At 66.6% G+C, this 17,389-nt stretch carries 18 protein-coding genes; 4 read left to right on the plus strand and 14 right to left on the minus strand.

Features of this window, described 5'->3' with window-relative positions:
- Positions 1-50: 50 nt before the first annotated feature.
- A complete protein-coding gene (locus U7114_RS13325; protein WP_323057618.1) occupies positions 51-845 on the minus strand; it encodes a sulfite exporter TauE/SafE family protein in 795 nt (264 codons plus the stop codon).
- Between the two features lie 7 nt (positions 846-852).
- Positions 853-2,664, minus strand: coding sequence for a proline--tRNA ligase (locus U7114_RS13330; protein ID WP_323057619.1), 1,812 nt, complete (start codon positions 2,662-2,664; stop codon positions 853-855).
- 459 nt (positions 2,665-3,123) lie between these two features.
- On the opposite strand from U7114_RS13330, the gene U7114_RS13335 reads away from it, so the two are divergent.
- Genes U7114_RS13335 through U7114_RS13345 form a run of 3 tightly spaced genes read left to right on the plus strand, consistent with a single transcriptional unit; the run spans position 3,124 to position 5,350 of the window.
- Positions 3,124-3,960 carry an ABC transporter ATP-binding protein gene (locus U7114_RS13335; RefSeq protein ID WP_323057620.1) on the plus strand — a complete coding sequence of 279 codons (837 nt, stop codon included), beginning with the start codon at positions 3,124-3,126 and terminating at the stop codon, positions 3,958-3,960.
- Between the two features lie 11 nt (positions 3,961-3,971).
- Positions 3,972-4,715 carry an ABC transporter permease gene (locus tag U7114_RS13340; RefSeq protein ID WP_321216236.1) on the plus strand — a complete coding sequence of 248 codons (744 nt, stop codon included), beginning with the start codon at positions 3,972-3,974 and terminating at the stop codon, positions 4,713-4,715.
- Positions 4,712-5,350 carry a TetR family transcriptional regulator gene (locus tag U7114_RS13345; protein WP_323057621.1) on the plus strand — a complete coding sequence of 213 codons (639 nt, stop codon included), beginning with the start codon at positions 4,712-4,714 and terminating at the stop codon, positions 5,348-5,350. The genes U7114_RS13340 and U7114_RS13345 overlap by 4 nt, the downstream gene beginning before the upstream one ends.
- Here the strand turns inward: U7114_RS13345 and U7114_RS13350 are convergent.
- From U7114_RS13350 to dxr, 7 genes are all read right to left on the minus strand, one after another.
- Positions 5,347-6,237 carry a DUF4081 domain-containing GNAT family N-acetyltransferase gene (locus U7114_RS13350; protein ID WP_157242576.1) on the minus strand — a complete coding sequence of 297 codons (891 nt, stop codon included), beginning with the start codon at positions 6,235-6,237 and terminating at the stop codon, positions 5,347-5,349. The genes U7114_RS13345 and U7114_RS13350 overlap by 4 nt on opposite strands.
- Positions 6,200-7,366, minus strand: a complete 1,167-nt coding sequence (gene ispG / locus U7114_RS13355) for a flavodoxin-dependent (E)-4-hydroxy-3-methylbut-2-enyl-diphosphate synthase (RefSeq protein ID WP_013600504.1) — start codon at positions 7,364-7,366, stop codon at positions 6,200-6,202. Before ispG ends, U7114_RS13350 begins: the two co-directional genes overlap by 38 nt.
- Before the next feature lie 34 nt (positions 7,367-7,400).
- Entirely contained in the window at positions 7,401-7,694 is a 294-nt protein-coding gene (locus U7114_RS13360) for a YciI family protein (protein ID WP_157238606.1), read from the minus strand.
- A gap of 76 nt (positions 7,695-7,770) precedes the next feature.
- Complete coding sequence (locus U7114_RS13365; protein WP_323057622.1) at positions 7,771-8,286, minus strand: hypothetical protein; 516 nt, start codon at positions 8,284-8,286, stop codon at positions 7,771-7,773.
- Positions 8,283-8,972 (minus strand): MarR family transcriptional regulator, encoded by a 690-nt coding sequence (locus U7114_RS13370; RefSeq protein ID WP_323057623.1) that lies wholly within the window; start codon positions 8,970-8,972, stop codon positions 8,283-8,285. Before U7114_RS13370 ends, U7114_RS13365 begins: the two co-directional genes overlap by 4 nt.
- Positions 8,973-9,098: 126 nt before the next feature.
- Positions 9,099-10,430, minus strand: coding sequence for a site-2 protease family protein (locus tag U7114_RS13375; protein WP_323057624.1), 1,332 nt, complete (start codon positions 10,428-10,430; stop codon positions 9,099-9,101).
- Between the two features lie 17 nt (positions 10,431-10,447).
- Positions 10,448-11,632 carry a 1-deoxy-D-xylulose-5-phosphate reductoisomerase gene (dxr, locus tag U7114_RS13380; RefSeq protein ID WP_323057625.1) on the minus strand — a complete coding sequence of 395 codons (1,185 nt, stop codon included), beginning with the start codon at positions 11,630-11,632 and terminating at the stop codon, positions 10,448-10,450.
- Between the two features lie 113 nt (positions 11,633-11,745).
- Between dxr and U7114_RS13385 the strand changes: the two genes are divergently transcribed.
- Entirely contained in the window at positions 11,746-13,215 is a 1,470-nt protein-coding gene (locus tag U7114_RS13385) for a lipase maturation factor family protein (protein WP_323057626.1), read from the plus strand.
- A 10-nt stretch (positions 13,216-13,225) separates the two neighbouring features.
- Here the strand turns inward: U7114_RS13385 and U7114_RS13390 are convergent, their stop codons facing one another.
- Genes U7114_RS13390 through U7114_RS13410 form a run of 5 tightly spaced genes read right to left on the minus strand, consistent with a single transcriptional unit; the run spans position 13,226 to position 17,388 of the window.
- Entirely contained in the window at positions 13,226-14,065 is an 840-nt protein-coding gene (locus U7114_RS13390) for a CoA ester lyase (protein ID WP_323057627.1), read from the minus strand.
- Positions 14,062-14,616 (minus strand): MaoC family dehydratase, encoded by a 555-nt coding sequence (locus tag U7114_RS13395; RefSeq protein WP_323057628.1) that lies wholly within the window; start codon positions 14,614-14,616, stop codon positions 14,062-14,064. Before U7114_RS13395 ends, U7114_RS13390 begins: the two co-directional genes overlap by 4 nt.
- Positions 14,613-15,380: a CoA transferase subunit B gene (locus U7114_RS13400; protein ID WP_157238612.1), complete on the minus strand. Its 768-nt coding sequence runs from the start codon at positions 15,378-15,380 to the stop codon at positions 14,613-14,615. The genes U7114_RS13395 and U7114_RS13400 overlap by 4 nt, the downstream gene beginning before the upstream one ends.
- A 2-nt stretch (positions 15,381-15,382) precedes the next feature.
- On the minus strand, positions 15,383-16,192 hold the full coding sequence (locus U7114_RS13405) for a CoA transferase subunit A (RefSeq protein ID WP_323057629.1): 810 nt from the start codon (positions 16,190-16,192) through the stop codon (positions 15,383-15,385).
- 20 nt (positions 16,193-16,212) lie between these two features.
- Positions 16,213-17,388 (minus strand): acyl-CoA dehydrogenase family protein, encoded by a 1,176-nt coding sequence (locus U7114_RS13410; RefSeq protein WP_157238614.1) that lies wholly within the window; start codon positions 17,386-17,388, stop codon positions 16,213-16,215.
- Position 17,389: the final 1 nt, after the last annotated feature.

Consider the following 17,389-nt stretch of genomic DNA (forward strand, 5'->3'; position numbering starts at 1 on the left):
TGCTACGCCTCCGCCGGCCGGGCCTCCGAGCCTGCTTTTCCAGGGCGGTATCAGGCGAAGTTTTCCTGCCAGGCGTCGTAGCCGAGCTTGATGATGAGGGCCGACACCACCACAAGGAAGACCACGCGGACAAAGCGGCTTCCCTGTTTGACTGCTGTCCTGGCTCCGAGGTATCCGCCCGCCATATTGGCCGCCCCCAGCAGCAGGCCCAGGCCCCACAGGAGGGAGCCGTGGGGCAGGAAGAACAGCAGTGCGCCCGCATTGGTGGCCATGTTGACGATCTTGGCTTTGGCGCTGGCTTCCAGGAAGGCATACCCCATCGCCGAGACCAGCGCGATGACCAGGAAGGAGCCTGTCCCCGGACCGATGAGGCCGTCGTAGAAACCAATGACGGCCCCGATCAGGCAGGCAACCACGTAGTGCTTGCGGCCATCATGCCGCAGGGCGGTGATGCCGCCAACGTCCGGCTTCAGTGCTGTGAAAAGGGCGACGGCGACCAGCGCCGTGACGATGATGGGCTTGAAGACAGTGGCGGGCAGGGTCGCTGCCAGCACGGCGCCGCCAAAGCTGCCCGCCAGGGCGATCGCGGCCATCGGCAGCGCCGTCCTAAGGTCCGGTCCTACGCGCCGGTAGTAGGTGGTAGCACTGGTGGCTGTGCCGAAGATGGACCCCATCTTGTTTGTCGCCAGCGCTTGGACGGGGGTGATCCCCGGGACCAGCAGCAGGGCGGGGAGCTGGATCAGCCCGCCCCCTCCTACCACTGCATCCACCCAGCCGGCGGCAAAACCGGCAAGCACGATTAAGAGGAGTGTTGTCAGCCCGAGCGATTCGAGTCCGAACTCCACTGCCGGGTCAGCTGGTGCGGACAGCGTTGACTACGTAGTCAACCGCCTTGTCCACTGCCACGTTTTCGGCGTCACCGCTGCGGCGGTCCTTGATCTCGACCACACCATCCACCAGGCCGCGGCCAACGGCCAGGATGGTGGGAACGCCCAACAGTTCGGCATCGCCGAACTTGACCCCGGGCGAAACCTTCGGCCGGTCGTCGAGCAGGACATCCAGGCCTGCTGCCTCAAGGTCGGCCGCCAGCCGCTCGGCGGTGGCGAAGATCTCCTCGCCCTTGCCCACGGCGACCACATGGACATCGGCAGGGGCGACAGCACGCGGCCAGACGAGCCCCCGTGCGTCGTGGTTGGCCTCGGCCAGCGCTGCAACGGCACGGGTGACGCCGACGCCATACGAGCCCATGGTCACGGTGACCTGCTTGCCGTTCTGGTCCAGGACCTTCAGCTCCAGCGCTTCCGCGTACTTGCGGCCGAGCTGGAAGATGTGCCCCATCTCGATGCCGCGGGCGGTCTCCAGCGGACCGGAGCCGTCCGGGGCGGGATCGCCTTCGCGCACTTCGGTGCACTCGATGACGCCGTCCCAGGTGAAGTCGCGTCCGGCCACCAGGCCGTACACGTGCCTGCCGGCCTCATTGGCACCCGTGATCCAGGAAGTGCCGCGGACCACGCGGGGGTCCACCAGGTACAGAAGCTTCGTTGCACTTTCGGCTCCCAGCAGGGGCTCCTCCAGGGACAGGCCGGGGCCCAGGTAGCCCTTGACGATGAGCGGCTGTTTCTTGAGGTCGTCGTCGTTGGCCGCTTCCAGGCCGATCTCCCCGCCGATGGGCAGGAAGGATCCGATATTTGCTTCGACGCGCTTCAGGTCCACGGCGCGGTCGCCCGGCACCCCGATGACCACCAGCTGGCGCTCCCCGGTGGGCAGGGTAACGGCGAGCACGACGTTCTTCAGCGTGTCGGCGGCGGTCCAGGCACCGCCGCCGGCCTCGCTGCGCGGGGCGAGTGTATTGGAGGCTGCCACCAGGGTGTCGATGGTGGGGGTGTCCGGGGTGTCGAGCACCTCGGCGGCAGGAGCATCGGTGAAGTCGATCTCCGCCGGAGCCACGGTGGTCACGGCCTCAACGTTGGCTGCGTAGCCGCCGGCGGACCGCACGAAGGTGTCCTCGCCGATGTCGGTGGGGTGCAGGAACTCTTCGCTCTTGGAGCCGCCCATGGCACCGGCCGTCGCGGTCACCGGGATGACCTCCAGCCCGAGGCGCTCGAAGATGCGCAGGTAGGCGCCGCGGTGGGCGGCGTAGCTTGCGTCCAGGCCGGCGTCATCCACGTCGAAGGAGTAGGAGTCCTTCATGATGAACTCGCGGCCGCGCAGGAGGCCCGCACGGGGACGCGCCTCGTCGCGGTACTTGTTCTGGATCTGGTAGAGGCTCAGCGGCAGGTCCTTGTAGGAGGAGTACAGGTCCTTGACCAGCAGCGTGAACATTTCCTCGTGCGTGGGGGCCAGCAGGTAATCGGCGCCCTTACGGTCCTGGAGCCGGAACAGGCCCTCGCCGTATTCGGTCCAGCGGTTGGTGGCCTCGTAGGGCTCACGGGGCAGGAGGGCCGGAAAGTGGACTTCCTGCGCCCCGATCCTGGCCATCTCCTCGCGGATGACGGCTTCCACCTTGCGCAGGACGCTCAGTCCCAGCGGCAGCCAGGTGTAGATGCCGGGGGCGGCACGGCGAATGTAGCCTGCGCGGACCAGGAGCCGGTGGCTGGCCACCTCGGCGTCGACGGGATCTTCGCGGAGGGTGCGCAGGAATAGCTGGGACAGTCTTGTAACCACGGGTGGGTATCCGTTTCTGGGGAGTGCTGGAGAGCAGGGCCGGGATTTCGTCTGGTACTAATCTACCGGCTGGCAGGGCCACTCCCCGCTGGCGGGTACGCAACGCAGCCGGTGCGGGCACCGGCCGCCCGGCAGCGGTACAGCCGCCCGGCACTTTCCCGGAACGCAGTTGAGCCACGCCCGGAGATGCAAAGCCCCTGGCCCCCCATGAGGCTGGTCATCGCATCCGGGCGTGGCTCGACGCCGTTATCGCCTAAGTACTGGTGAGGACTGGTGAGACCGCCCACGCCACTCCAGCGCAGCTAGATCGAACCTATGTGATGGGAGGCACATTGACAAGTGTTTCTCATTTCTTGCTGTTGACCGGGCCTTTCCGGCGCCCTAGCTTTAATTCATCAGGTGATGAATTACGGCGCCACCAGGCGCCGGCAGCCCTGCTCCTGGCAACGGAGGGCGATCATGTCCCATGCGGCGGCAATACCGGAAGGTCAGGGCCGAACGGGCGGAGACGCCATTGTCGCCGCCGGCCTGAATGTCACGCGAGGCAAGGTCCCTGTGCTTCGCGGGCTGGACTTCACCATCCCGGCCGGCAGGATCACCGGACTGCTGGGACCCTCGGGCAGCGGAAAGACGACCCTCATGAGGGCCATCGTCGGAGTCCAGCGGCTTGCGTCCGGAACGGTTCAGGTCCTGGGCCTGCCCGCCGGCAGCGCTGCCCTGCGCCACCGGGTGGGCTATGTGACCCAGTCGCCGAGTCTGTACCCGGACCTGACTGTGGAAGCGAATGTCCGCTACTTCGGAGCCATGCACCGGAAAACGAAGCTTGAGGCGGCGGAGGCGATTACCGCCGTCGGGCTTGAACGGCAGGCCCGGCAGAAGACGGCGGACCTGTCCGGCGGCGAACTCAGCCGCGCCTCCCTCGCCTGCGCACTGGTGGCGCATCCCCCGCTCCTGGTGCTGGACGAACCGACCGTAGGACTGGACCCGGTACTGCGGGCGGACCTCTGGAGCCGGTTCCAGGCCATGGCAGAGGCTGGAACGACCCTCCTCGTGTCCAGCCACGTGATGGAGGAAGCCAGCCGGTGTGACGACTTGCTGCTCCTCCGTGGGGGCAGGCTGCTCGCCCGGCTGACGCCCGGGGAACTCAGCCGGCGCGGACACAGCAGCGACCTTGAGAAGGCGTTCCTCCACATCATCCAGGAGACGACGACGACTGCGACGACGGCGCCGGAGACGCCCGGGGCAGCGGCTGCCGGCACCCGGGAACCCAAGGCACGGACCAGGAGCGTGCGGTGATGGACGTCCGAATGATGCTCGCCACGACGCACCGGGTGCTGGACCAGCTCCGCCACGACCACCGGAGCATCGCCATGATCCTGGTGGTGCCCGCGCTGCTGCTCACTGCGGTCTACTTCCTGTACGAGAACGAGACGCTGCCTCCGGGAGCCCCCCGGACCTTCGACCGGGTAGGCCTGATGATGCTGGCCATCTTCCCCTTCGTGGTGATGTTCCTGGTCACGTCCATCACCATGCTGCGCGAGCGCACCTCCGGAACCCTGGAACGGCTGCTCACCACACCCGTGCACAAAGCCGACCTCCTCTTTGGGTACGGCCTGGCGTTTTCGATCATGGCCGCCCTGCAGTCGCTGGTGGCCACCGCCGTTGCCTACTGGATCTTTGATCTTGATATCCAGGGGCCGCCCGGCTTCGTGGTCCTGATCGCCGTGATCAACGCGGTCCTGGGCGTGGCCCTGGGACTGCTGTGTTCAGCTTTCGCCAGGACCGAGTTCCAGGCGGTGCAGTTCATGCCTGTGGTGGTGGTGCCGCAGATCCTGCTGTGCGGACTGTTCGTGGCCCGGGACCGCATGAACGATGTCCTTGAAGCAATCTCCAACGTCCTTCCCCTGACATTCTCCGTGGACGCCCTGCAGGAGATCGCTGCCAACACGGAAGCCACGGAACAGCTATGGCAGGACGCCGGGATCATGGCGGCGATTGTTGTGGGAGTCCTGGTGCTGGCCTCCCTCACCCTGCGCAGGCAGAGCCCGTGAGCGCACCGGGCGGACAGCCCCCGGCTGTGCGGCGGGGACGCCGGGGCGGGACAAACGCATCGCGGGGCCACATCCTCGAGGCGGCCCGGCGGCTTTTCGCCGAGCACGGCTTTGAGGGGACCAGCCTGCGGCAGGTGGCGCGGTCGGCCGGGGTGGATCCGGCCATGATCCACCATTTCTTCAACGGGAAAGACGAGCTCTTCGCCCTCAGCGTGGAGCTTCCGGCGGATCCCGGGGAGGTGTTGGCCGGCGTGGAGGATTCTCCCCCCGGCGAGCGGGCCGAGCTCATCGTCCAAGCAGTGCTGCGCCTGTGGGAGAGCCCTGCCCAGCCAGGACTGGTGGCATTCTTGCGCGGGACCATTGGATCGAAGGCGAAGACCGCCCTCCTCCGGGAGACCGCCACACGGGCCATCATCAGCCGCATCATGGCGGGCGTGCCCGGGCCGAAGGAGGACGTGGCGCTTCGCGGCGGCCTGGTGGCGACGCAGATGGTGGGATTGATGATGGTCCGCTACGTGGTCCGGCTGGAGCCGCTGGCGTCCGCGGCACCCGAGGACGTGGTCCGGCTGGTCGCACCCAATGTGCAGCGCTACCTGACGGGAGACCTGGACGGCAGGAAGGGGACGCAGTCCTAGAAGAGAACGGTGGCGAAGGTCCCCACCTGCTGGAAACCGACCCGCTCGTAGGTGGCCCGTGCGCGGGTGTTGAAGCCGTTGACGTAAAGGCTTGTGGTGGGCGCCACCCTTTGTGCCTGCTCCACCACTGCCGCCATATACCCGGGGCTCAGCCCCTGGCCGCGGTAGAGGGGGTTCATCCAGACGCCCTGGATCTGCGTTACGTCAGAGGTGACGGCCCCGAGTTCGGCCTTGAACACCACTTCGCCGGCGTCGTTCAGGTGCACGAGGGAGTGCCCTTGCCGAATCAGGCTTTCCACCCGGCGGCTGTAGAACTCCCTGCCGCCCAGGAAAGGGGAATATCCCACTTCTTCCTCGAACATCGCGGCGCACGCCGGCAGGATGCGGTCGAAATCCGCTAGGTTTCCCAGCCCCAGCCCCGGGTTCGGCTCAACGGACGGGGGCCCGCCGATGGTCATCAAAGGCTGGTCCGGGCGCACCTCGTGGGCCCGGTGCCCCAACTCAACCAATTCTGCGTGAAGGGCCAGTACGGAACTGGCGGGGCCGAAGGCGGAGGCGTAGCGGCGTCCGGATGCGCTGGCCGCCGCAGCCACCACTCCGGCCAGGTCCGGGTCCAGCTGCACGGGAACCAGGTTGGCCCCTGCCCAGCAGGCACCCGCCAGGACGCCGTCGTCGAACACGCCGAGGACCCCGGCTCCGCCGCTGGTGGCTGCGGCGGAACCGGCGGCACGCAAGTGCGCCAGGATGAACACGTTCGTGACCGGATCACGCTGCGCCAGTAGCCTCAGCGCTGCAGTGTCCTCCCGGTCCAGGGTACGGACGGAAATCCCCGGCGGGGCGGGGACGTCCTTACGAGACGCTAACCACGGGGCTACCCTTGACAGCATCTTCGCCATCGGCCTCCCCCATCTCTTCCGCGATACGCATGGCCTCTTCGATCAGTGTCTCAACAATCTGGCTCTCAGGGACAGTCTTGATGACCTCGCCCTTCACAAAGATCTGGCCCTTGCCGTTGCCCGAGGCAACGCCAAGATCTGCTTCGCGGGCTTCGCCCGGGCCGTTGACCACGCAGCCCATGACCGCCACGCGCAGTGGAATCTCCATTCCTTCAAGCCCGGCCGTAACCTGCTCGGCCAGCGTGTAGACGTCCACCTGGGCGCGGCCGCAGGAGGGGCAGGAGACGATTTCCAGCTTGCGCGGACGCAGGTTGAGGGACTGGAGGATCTGGTTTCCCACTTTGATTTCCTCCACCGGCGGAGCGGAGAGGGAAACCCGGATGGTGTCGCCGATGCCCCGGGACAGAAGCGCCCCGAAGGCCGTGGCCGACTTGATGGTTCCCTGGAATGCCGGGCCTGCCTCGGTGACGCCGAGGTGCAGCGGCCAGTCGCCCTTTTCCGCCAGCATCTCGTACGCGGCCACCATAATGACGGGGTCGTTGTGCTTCACGGAAATCTTGAAGTCGTGGAAACCGTGCTCCTCGAAGAGGGATGCTTCCCAGACGGCAGACTCCACGAGCGCCTCCGGGGTGGCCTTTCCATACTTCTTCAGGATTCCGGGCTCCAGGGAGCCGGCGTTCACGCCGATGCGGATGGACGTCCCGTGATCGCGGGCAGCCGCTGCGATCTCCTTGACCTGGTCATCGAACTTGCGGATGTTGCCGGGGTTGACCCGCACCGCCGCGCAGCCGGCCTCGATCGCCGCGAAGACGTACTTGGGCTGGAAGTGAATGTCCGCGATGACGGGAATCTGGGACTTCCGGGCGATGATGGGCAGCGCCTCGGCGTCGTCGGCGGACGGGCAGGCAACGCGCACGATGTCGCAGCCCGACGCCGTCAGTTCCGCGATCTGCTGGAGGGTGGCGTTGATGTCCGTGGTGGGCGTCGTAGTCATGGACTGCACGCTGATGGGCGAGTCCGAGCCGACCCCCACGGAACCGACTTTGATCTGCCGCGTCTTGCGGCGGGGGGCAAGGACGGGTGGCGGTGCTGAGGGCATTCCCAGGCTGACCGAGGTCACGAGGACTCCTAGAGGTTCGAAAAGTGGAGGCGGCTTAGGCGGCGAGGCCGGCCAGCACGCCGGTAATTGGCGACCATTCGGTGATGCGGGTTCCGGCGATGACTCCGGCTGCTGCGAACGGATCCTGTTTCAGGATCGAGTTGAGGGCGGCTTCATCGGCTGCCTTGAAAATCAGCAGCGCCCCGGCACCGTCACCGTACGGCCCGCTGGCCAGAATGGCGCCGTCCTGGGCCAGGCCGGCGGTCCATTCACGGTGCGCGGGCCGAACGGCATTGCGTTCGTCAGTGGATTCGGCGGCATAAACGTACTCAACGGCAAAAACTGTCATACCGCTACCCTATCGCCCTGCAGGCCTCCGGACGCATCCGGTGGGCCGCCTGCCACCGGACGGGCAGACCCTTTTGTCACGCCAGGAAGATGACCTTGACGGCCGCGGCCGTTCCGGCCGCCCACAGCATGGACGCCAGCGTTCCGATGATGAACCGTTCAGCAGCCACAGGGGTTTCCTTCAACTCCGCGAACCTGCCCAGGCCCTTGATGGCCACGATATAGGCGATGGCCACCGGCTGGCCGGTGAGGATGGCAAGGCAAACTCCGAGCCGCTCCAGGACTCCAATGATGGCGCCGCCCCGAAGGATCCGCTGGGTGGGAGCCGCCGGTCCGGAGCCAGGACCGGCCGACGGCGGTGCGCTGGCCACGGCGGTCAGCTCATCGTCCACATTTTGGCCCCGGCCGGAAGGCGGAGGGTCGACGGTGACGTCCGCGGACGGATCGTCGGCTGCCCCTCCGGCTTCCTCGGCCGCCTTGGCTGCGTCTGCCTTGTCATCAATGGTCTTGGCGAGCCGGAACACCAGTGCGGTCACGGGCCAGCCGGCGAATCCTGCCACGAGCAGCGCAACCGTGATCCAGAGTGCGTTCACTGGTTTCCTTCCGTCCGGGTGCCCGCAATCAGGGACTGCGCATAGTCAAGGAGCATTGCCGCTGCGGGCCTCGCCGCCCATTCTTCCTGCCAGCCGGACCTCAGCACCGCACGGCTCACCGACTGCTCGGTGATTCCCAGTTCCCGGGCCACCTGCTTCTGGCTGCCGTGCCTGCCGTCCCCCTGCGCGCGCAGGTGGTCCACCACCCGCCACTGGGCCTCCGTGCGCTGCTGCACCAGGCGCCCGATCAGCCGAAGCACTGCCTGTGCGTTGGAGCAGGCCATGACGCCTTCCTGTGCTGCATCATTCTGTTGCGGGGACCGAATGTCCCTCCCACGGACCATGGTGCCGGACACCACTGACAACGGGACCTGGCCGGCCGCGCTTTTAGCGAGTTCCACTGCCTTGCGCGCCGCCACGAAGCCGCTTCCGGACCCTTCCCGCGGGCTGGCACCCGGAGCGAGGTGCACGGCGCCTATGCCGATGCCCACGTACCAGTACCCGCTGCGCAGTGCATGCAGGGCGACGTCCACGACGTCCGCAGCCTGTTCCACTACACCCTGGAGTTCGTCACCCACTGAGCGCTCAAACGGAACCGGGGTGCGGCTCTGCAGTGCGGCGATCAGGTCCGGGACGCGGTCCACATCCGAGGTGCTCCCCCGCTGGTCAATGGTGAGAACGAACATGTTCCAACCTTAGGCAGCTGATTCCTCCGAATCAACCACCTGCGGCTGATTATTAAATATCAGTCATATTTAGCTTAAAATCGGAAATCAGCCGTCGGTCCTGCTCTCCCGAAGGAGCCGCAGGCGTCAGCCGAAGAGGTTCACGGGCTTCACAATGTCGGCATAAATGAGGAGCGCGCTCATGCCGATGAGCAGGGCGGCCACCACGTAGGTCACCGGCAGCAGCTTGGCGATGTCGAAGGCTCCCGGGTCCGGCTTGCCGAGCAGCTTGGCCACGCGGCGCCGCGCACCCTCGTACAGGGCGCCGGCTACGTGTCCGCCGTCCAAAGGCAGCAGCGGTATCAGGTTGAACACGGCCAGCGCGAAGTTCAGGCCGGCGAGCAGCCCGATCAGTGCGGCCAGCCGGGACTGCACCGGGATTTCTTCCATGGCGGCCACTTCACCGGCCACCCGTCCCACGCCCACCACGCTGATGGGGCCGTTGGGGTCGCGGGGCTCCTCGCTGAAGGCAGCCTTCGCCACGCCCACGACGCGTGCGGGCAGGTTGAAGACCACCCCTGCCACCTGGCGGATGTTCTCCCCCGCCACTGGAAGAACGGACGACGCCGGCTGGGCCACCAGTTCAGTCTGGGAACCGATACCCAGGAAGCCGACGTCCTGGTAACGGAGGTTGCCGGCGTCGTCCGTTTCCTGGCGTCCGTCCGTGCCGATGACGGGGCGAGCCGACAGCACCGGAGTCACCGTGGCGGACACCCGGGTGCCGTCCCGCTCCACGGTAATGGCTACCTCGCGCCCCGCGGAAGCCCGGATCCATTCCGTCAGCTGGTCCCAGCTGGCCACCGATTTGCCGTCGAAGGCGATGACCCTGTCGTTGGGCCTGAGGCCGGCCGCCGCGGCGGGGGTGAGCCGGCAGTCCGCAGAGTCGGGATCCACTGTCTCCCCCGCCGCCACCTGGCATTTGGAGACGTCGGAGATGGTGGTGGTGGCCGTGGCGACGCCAAAGCCCATCAGCAGGACGGCGGTGAGGAGCACGCCAAGCACCATGTTCATGGCCGGCCCGCCCAGCATCACGATGATCTTCTTCCAGACCGGAAGCCGGTAGAACACCCGGCCCTCATCGCCGGGGCCCACTTCCTCATGGGCCGCGGACCGGGCTTCGGTGGCCAGGGTCTGGAACATGCCCGTGCTGGAGGGCCGGACCGAACCGTCCTCCTTGTTGGGCGGATACATGCCAATCATGGAGACGTAGCCGCCCAGCGGGATGGCCTTGACGCCGTACTCGGTTTCGCCTTTCCGCCGCGACCAGAGCGTAGGGCCGAAGCCGATCATGTACTTGGTGACGCGGACCTTGAAGAGCTTCGCAGGCAGCAGGTGGCCCACTTCATGGAGCGCGATGGAGGCAGCGATGCCGATCGCCACAAAGACGACGCCGAGGACAAAAAGGAGAACGGGGGTCATTGACGTGCTGCTGCTTCCTAGAGACTGCTGACTGCTAAACGTTCGTGGGCGCGGGCGCGTGCCCAGTCCTCAGCATCCAGCACGGACTCCACTGTCAGCCCGGAGGAGCCTGAATGTTCGCTGAGGACGGACTCGATGGTGGCCACGATGTCGGTAAACCTGATGCGCCCGGCATGGAAGGCCGCCACGGCTTCCTCGTTGGCGGCGTTGAACACGGCGGGGAACGTGCTGCCCTGCTTCGCGGCGTCCTTGGCGAGTCCGACGGCGGGGAAGGCTTCCGTATCCAGCGGCTCGAATGTCCACGAAGCGGCCCGCGTCCAGTCACAGGCCGCGGCCGCGTTGGGCACCCGGTCCGGCCAGCCCAGTCCCAGGGCAATGGGGAGGCGCATGTCCGGCGGGGACGCCTGGGCAATGATGGACCCGTCGATGAACTGCACCATCGAGTGCACCACGGACTGCGGATGCACCACCACATCGATCCGGTCCAGGGGAACATCGAACAACAGGTGCGCCTCGATGACTTCCAGGCCCTTGTTGACGAGGGTAGCGGAATTGGTGGTGACCATGACACCCATATCCCACGTGGGATGCGCCAGCGCCTCCTGTGGAGTTACCCCGTGCAGTTCGTCCCTGCTCCTGCCGCGGAAGGGACCGCCGGACGCGGTGAGGATCAGTTTTTCCACTTCCGCCGCAGATCCGGAACGCAAGCATTGGGCGATCGCCGAGTGCTCGGAATCGACCGGCACGATCTGGCCTTCGCGGGCAGCGGCCTTCACCAGCGAACCGCCCACAATCAGGGACTCCTTGTTGGCAAGCGCCAGCGTGGCACCGGACTTGAGGGCCGCCAGGGTGGGCGCCAGGCCAATGGAACCGGTGATCCCGTTCAGGACCACGTCAGCCTCGACCCCCGCAATACGGGTGGACGCGTCCGGTCCGGCAATGATTTCCGGCCGGTAACCCTGCTTGCCGGCAGCGGCTGCGGCTTCGGCCACCAAGTAGGCCAGTTGACCGGGGTCCCCGGCGGCTATGCCAAGCACAGAGGCACCCGTGTGCACCGCCTGGCGAGCGAGGAGCTCCAGGTTGCCTCCCCCGGCGCTGAGGGCCACCACCTCGAAAAGGTGCGGGGCGCCGTCGACGACGTCAATCGCCTGGGTGCCGATGGAACCGGTGGATCCGAGGAGGACGATTCTGCGTGGCTGCATTGCTTAAGTATCCCGCACCGCGCTGCCGGACAGCCGCCGCCTTAAGCGGGGCCCCTCAACATCCCTTTGGCCCCAGTAGCAGCACTGTTGGGAGCGGGCGTAACGTGGACTGCGTGGACTGGCTCTCCTGGTTTGATGCGCCGGAATACGAATTCGCCCGGCAGGTGCTGCAGCGAGGCGTGGCGGCACTGTATTTCGTTGCGTTCCTCTCCTCGCTGAACCAGTTCCCGGCGCTGCTGGGTGAACGCGGCCTTCTCCCCGTCCCCGAATACCTTTCCGGCTTCAGCCGCCTGCGCCGGCCCACCCTGTTCCGTTGGCGGTATTCGGACCGCCTGCTGCGTTGGGTGTGCGCCGCAGGGCTGCTGGTATCGGCTCTGCTCGTGGCCGGCATCCCGCAGCAGGGCCCGCCGTGGGTTCCGCTGATAGCGTTCCTTGTCCTGTGGCTGCTGTACATGTCCATCGTGAACGTAGGGCAGACCTTTTACGGGTTCGGTTGGGAGATGCTGCTCCTGGAGGCCGGCTTCACGGTGGCCTTCCTGGGCTCGGACCAGACGGACCCTCCCCGCACCATCCTGATCCTGATCGTGTGGCTGGTGTTCAGGCTGGAGTTCGGCGCCGGGATGATCAAGATCCGCGGCGGCCGGGAATGGCGTGACCTGACTGCCCTCTACTACCACCACGAGACGCAGCCCATGCCGGGTCCGCTCAGCCGGCAGGCGCATCTCCTGCCTAAGCCGCTGCACAAGGTGGAAGTGCTGGGCAACCACTTCGCCCAGCTGGTGGTGCCGTTCTTCCTGTTTGCTCCGCAGCCTGTTGCCAGCGTCGCGGCAGGCATTGTCATCGCCACCCAGCTCTGGCTGGTGGCCACAGGCAACTTCGCGTGGCTTAACTGGATTGCCATTGTGCTGGCCTTCGCCGCCGTGAGTGATCCGGTTGCCCACGCCGTCCTGCCGGCCATTCCGTTGGACTGGCACGGAGCGCCGGGCGTGGACCGGGAGACGCCGCTGTGGTGGCTGGCCATCACGCTGGCTGCCACGCTGCTGCTGGTTGTGCTCAGTTACTGGCCGTTGCGCAACCTCTTCTCGCGCCGGCAGCTGATGAATGCCAGTTTCAACCGGTGGCAGCTGGTCAACACCTACGGCGCGTTCGGCACGGTCACCAAGCAGCGGATTGAAATAGTGGTGGAGGGCACCTCCGACGAGGACCCGGACGACTCCTCCGAGTGGCGGGAGTACGGCTTCAAGGGCAAGCCCGGCGAGCCCGGCGGGCTCCCGCGGCAGTGGGCGCCCTACCACCTGCGCCTGGACTGGCTGATGTGGTTCCTGCCGCTAAGGACCGTCCATGAGGAGTGGTTCTACGCCTTCCTGGGCAAGCTCCTGGAGGCGGACCGGCAGACGCTGCGGCTCCTCCGCGATGACCCGTTCGACGGCGCCCCGCCGCGTTGGGTGCGCGTGCGCAGCTACCACTACCGGTTCGCAAGCCGCAAGGAGTTCCGGGAAACCGGAAACCGGTGGGTGCGGACGCTGCTGTACGAGCCGATCCCCCCGCTGTCATTGCGGCGGTCGCACGGGCGGCCGGGATGAGGCGGAACGGCTAGCCCATGCCCTGGGCCCGGCGGATGATTTCCTGGGCATGCTTCAGGATGGGCCCGTCGATCATCTTTCCCTGGTACTGGAACACTCCTGACCCTGCCGACTCTGCAGCCTCCAGGAGGGCTTCAGCCGCCGCCACTTCGGCGTCGGAGGGCGCGTAGGCGGCGCGGACCACGGCTGCCTGGCTCGGATGGATGCACGCTTTGGAGCTGAAGCCGGAGGCCACGGCGTCGGCCGCCTCCTCCTCCAGCCCGGCAAGGTCCGGGATGTTCGTGTAAACCGCATCCACCGCCTCCTTGCCGCAGGCGCGCGCGGCCAGCAGCACGGCGGAACGGGCGTGCAGCGCCACCGCCCGGTAGCCGCCGTCGGCCTTCCTGCTGGACGTACCGCCCAGCGATGCCAGCAGGTCCTCTGCCCCCCACATCAAGCCCACCACATTGGGGACGGCGGCAATGGCGGGGGCGTTAAGGACTCCGAGCGCTGTTTCACACAGCGCAATCACCTTATAGCCCTCCAGGGCGTCGAGCTGCTGGACGGTTTCCGCCTTGGCAAGCATGACCGTCCGGTAAGGGGTGTGGGCGAGGCAGTGAAGGTCCTTCTCAAAGTCCTCGGTGCCCACCGGATTCACCCGCACGATAGTGCAGCTGGGTTCCAGCTCCGGCTCCACGCCGGTGGTTCCCAGCTGGGCCAGGATGGCACCGCGGGCGCGCTGCTTATCGGCGGGAGCCACCGCATCCTCAAGGTCCAGGATGACGGCGTCGGCCCTGCGGGCCGCCTTCTGGTAGCGCTCCGGCCGGTCGGCAGGGCAGAAGAGCAGGGCGGGGCCCATCACAAAGGTCATGACTGCATTGTCTCCTGTCCGTGCTCCTCCTGCTTGGCATGGGCCTCGCGGGTCCACATCAGGCAGCTTCGGGTGGCCAGTGCCACCACCGTCCCGTCCTGGTTCCGGCCGGTGTGCTCCATGGTGACGATCCCCTGCCCCGGCCGGGAACCCGAGAGCCGTTTTCCGCTGATCACCGTCTCGGTGTAGAGGGTGTCGCCATGGAAGAGCGGATGCGGGAACGAGACATCGGCCAGGCCCAGCTGGGCGATGATGGTGCCCTGGGTCAGCTGCGAGACGGACTGCCCCACCATGGTGGCCAGGGTGAACATCGAGTTCACCAGCCGCTGGCCGAACGGCTGGCCGGCGCTCCAGGCGGCGTCCAGGTGCAGCGCCTGCGTGTTCATCGTCAGCGTGGTGAACAGGACATTGTCGGCCTCCGTCACGGTGCGGCCGGGACGGTGGGCGTACGTGACGCCCTCCTGCAGCTCCTCGAAGTACAGCCCGCGCTGCTCAATCACCTGCGGCTCGCCGCCGGTTGATCCCGCCGCGGCGCCGTCACCGCCGCTCATACGGTCAGTTCCCGGTCTTCTTCGAACAGGTCTGCCCCGGTTGCGGCGGCCACGTCCTCCACCGAGACGTTGGGTGCCAGTTCGCGCAGCACCAGCCTGGACCCGGACCCGTCCGCAACAACGTCGATGACCGCCAGGTCCGTAATGATCCGGTCCACGCAGCCCTTGCCGGTCAGGGGCAGGGAGCACTGCTGGACAATCTTCGGGTTTCCGTTGCGGTCCACGTGCTCCATCATCACGATGACCTTCTTGGCGCCGAACACCAGGTCCATGGCGCCGCCCATGCCCTTGACCATCTTGCCCGGGATCATCCAGTTGGCCAGGTCACCGTTGGCCGCAACTTCCATGGCGCCCAGGACAGCCACGTCCACATGGCCCCCGCGGATCATTCCGAAGGAAGAAGCCGAGTCGAAGAAAGCGGCACCCTTGTTGACCGTGACAGTTTCCTTGCCGGCGTTGATGAGGTCCGGGTCAACGGCATCCTCCGCGGGATAAGGGCCGACGCCGAGGATCCCGTTTTCGGAGTGGAGCACCACTTCCACGCCGTCGGGAATGTAGTTGGGGATCAGGGTTGGCATGCCGATGCCCAGGTTGACGTACTGGCCGTTGCTGAGCTCCTTCGCCACGCGGGCGGCGAGTTCGTTGCGGGTCCAGCCTTTGGCGGCAGTCCCGTCTGCCTGGACCTCGTGCTGCTGGGCTGCCGCCCGGCGGTATTCGGGGCGCACGCCTTCGGGCCGTGGAGCGTAGGGGCTGTTGGGATCCATGGCTATGCTCCTGCCTGCTGGTTGGTGCCGGTTCCGGTTCCGGGCGCTCCAGTGCCTGGCCGGGGAAGGGCAACGGTCCGTTTCTCGATGCGCTTCTCCGCGTTGGCGGCCAGCACCACCCGCTGGACGAAGATTCCCGGAGTGTGGATGTGTTCCGGGTCCAGTTCCCCCGGCTCCACCAGTTCCTCCACCTCGGCGATGGTGATCCTGCCGGCCATGGCACAGAGCGGGTTGAAGTTCATTGCGGTGGCATGGAACACCAGGTTTCCGTGGCGGTCGCCCTTCCAGGCGTGGACCAGCCCGAAGTCCGGCGTCAACGACTCCTCAAGGACGTAGTCCACTCCGCCGAAGGACCGCACCTCCTTCGGCGCGGAAGCAACCGCGATCCCGCCGTGGGCGTCGTACTTCTGCGGCAGGCCGCCGTCGGACACCTGCGTGCCAACTCCCGCCTTCGTGTAGAACGCCGGGATGCCGGCGCCGCCAGCGCGGAGCTTCTCGGCCAGGGTGCCCTGCGGGGTGAGCACCACCTCCAGTTCGCCGGCCAGGTACTGGCGGGCAAACTCCTTGTTTTCGCCCACATAGGAGCTGATGGTGCGGCGGATCCGGCCGTCCCGGAGCAGGATGCCCAGGCCCCAGTCGTCCACGCCGCAGTTGTTGCTGACGGTTTCGAGGTCCGCCGTTCCTGCCCGGTGCAGCGCATCGATGAGGGTCACCGGGATACCGCAGAGGCCGAATCCACCCACGGCCAGGGACGCTCCGTCCGGTATGTCCGCGACGGCTTCGTCAGCGCTGGCAACAACCTTGTCAATCATCAGTGATCCTCTCAGGCCGGCTACAGTCCCAGTTCGCGGGCGATCAGCATCAGCTGGACCTCCGTGGTGCCCTCCCCCACTTCAAGGATCTTGGAGTCGCGGTAGTGCCTTGCCACGGTGAACTCGTTGATGAAGCCATAGCCGCCGAATACCTGGGTGGCATCCCGCGCGTTGTCCATGGCTGCCTCGCCTGCGACCATCTTAGCGATGGCGGCCTGGGTCTTGAACGGCTTGCCGGCAAGCATGCGGAACGCCGCGTCGTAGTAGGCAAGGCGGGCGGTGTGGGCGCGGGCCTCCATGCGCGCGATCTTGAACGAAATGGCCTGGTACTTGCCGATGTTTTGCCCGAAGGCGCTCCGCTCCCGGGCGTACTTGACCGACAAGTCCACGCAGCCCTGGGCTGCGCCGGTGGCGAGTGCCGCGATGGCTATGCGGCCCTCATCCAGGATGGAGAGGAAATTGGCGTAGCCGCGCCCTTCCACTCCCAGCAGGTTGGCCTCCGGGACCCGGACATCCTTCAGGGTCAGCGGATGGGTGTCCGAGGCGTTCCAGCCCACTTTGTTGTAGGGCTTCTCCGCCTTGAAGCCAGGGGTATCGGTGGGCACCAGGATGGTGGAAATTTCCTTCTGCACTGAGCCGTCTCCCCGTTCCTTCCGGCCGGTGACGGCGGTGACGGTGACCAGGCGCGTGATGTCCGTTCCGGAGTTGGTGATGAACTCCTTGTTGCCGTTGATCACCCACTCTGTCCTGCCGCCGTCAGCCTCGCGCCGGGCGTGGGTCTTGGTGCCGCCCGCGTCCGATCCTGCCTCCGGCTCAGTCAGGCCGAAACCTGCCAGCGCCTGGCCGGATGCCAGCATGGGCAGCCACTCCTGCTTCTGCGCGTCCGTCCCGAAACGGTAGATGGGCATGGCGCCCAGCGACACCCCTGCCTCGAGGGTGATTGCCACGGACTGGTCCACCCGGCCCAACTGTTCCAGGGCCAGGGCAAGGGCGAAGTAGTCGCCGCCCATTCCGCCGAACTCCTCGGGGAAAGGCAGGCCGAACAGCCCCATCTCGCCCATCTGCTTCACCACTTCGTAGGGGAAGCTGTGCTCCTCGTCGTGCTTCGCGGAAACGGGTGCCACCACGGTGTCCGCGAAGTCCCGGACGGTGTCGCTGAGGTCCTGGTATTCCTCGCTGAGTTCAAAACCTGCCATG

Source organism: Pseudarthrobacter sp. C1 (assembly GCF_034720455.1).
Lineage (GTDB): Bacteria > Actinomycetota > Actinomycetes > Actinomycetales > Micrococcaceae > Arthrobacter.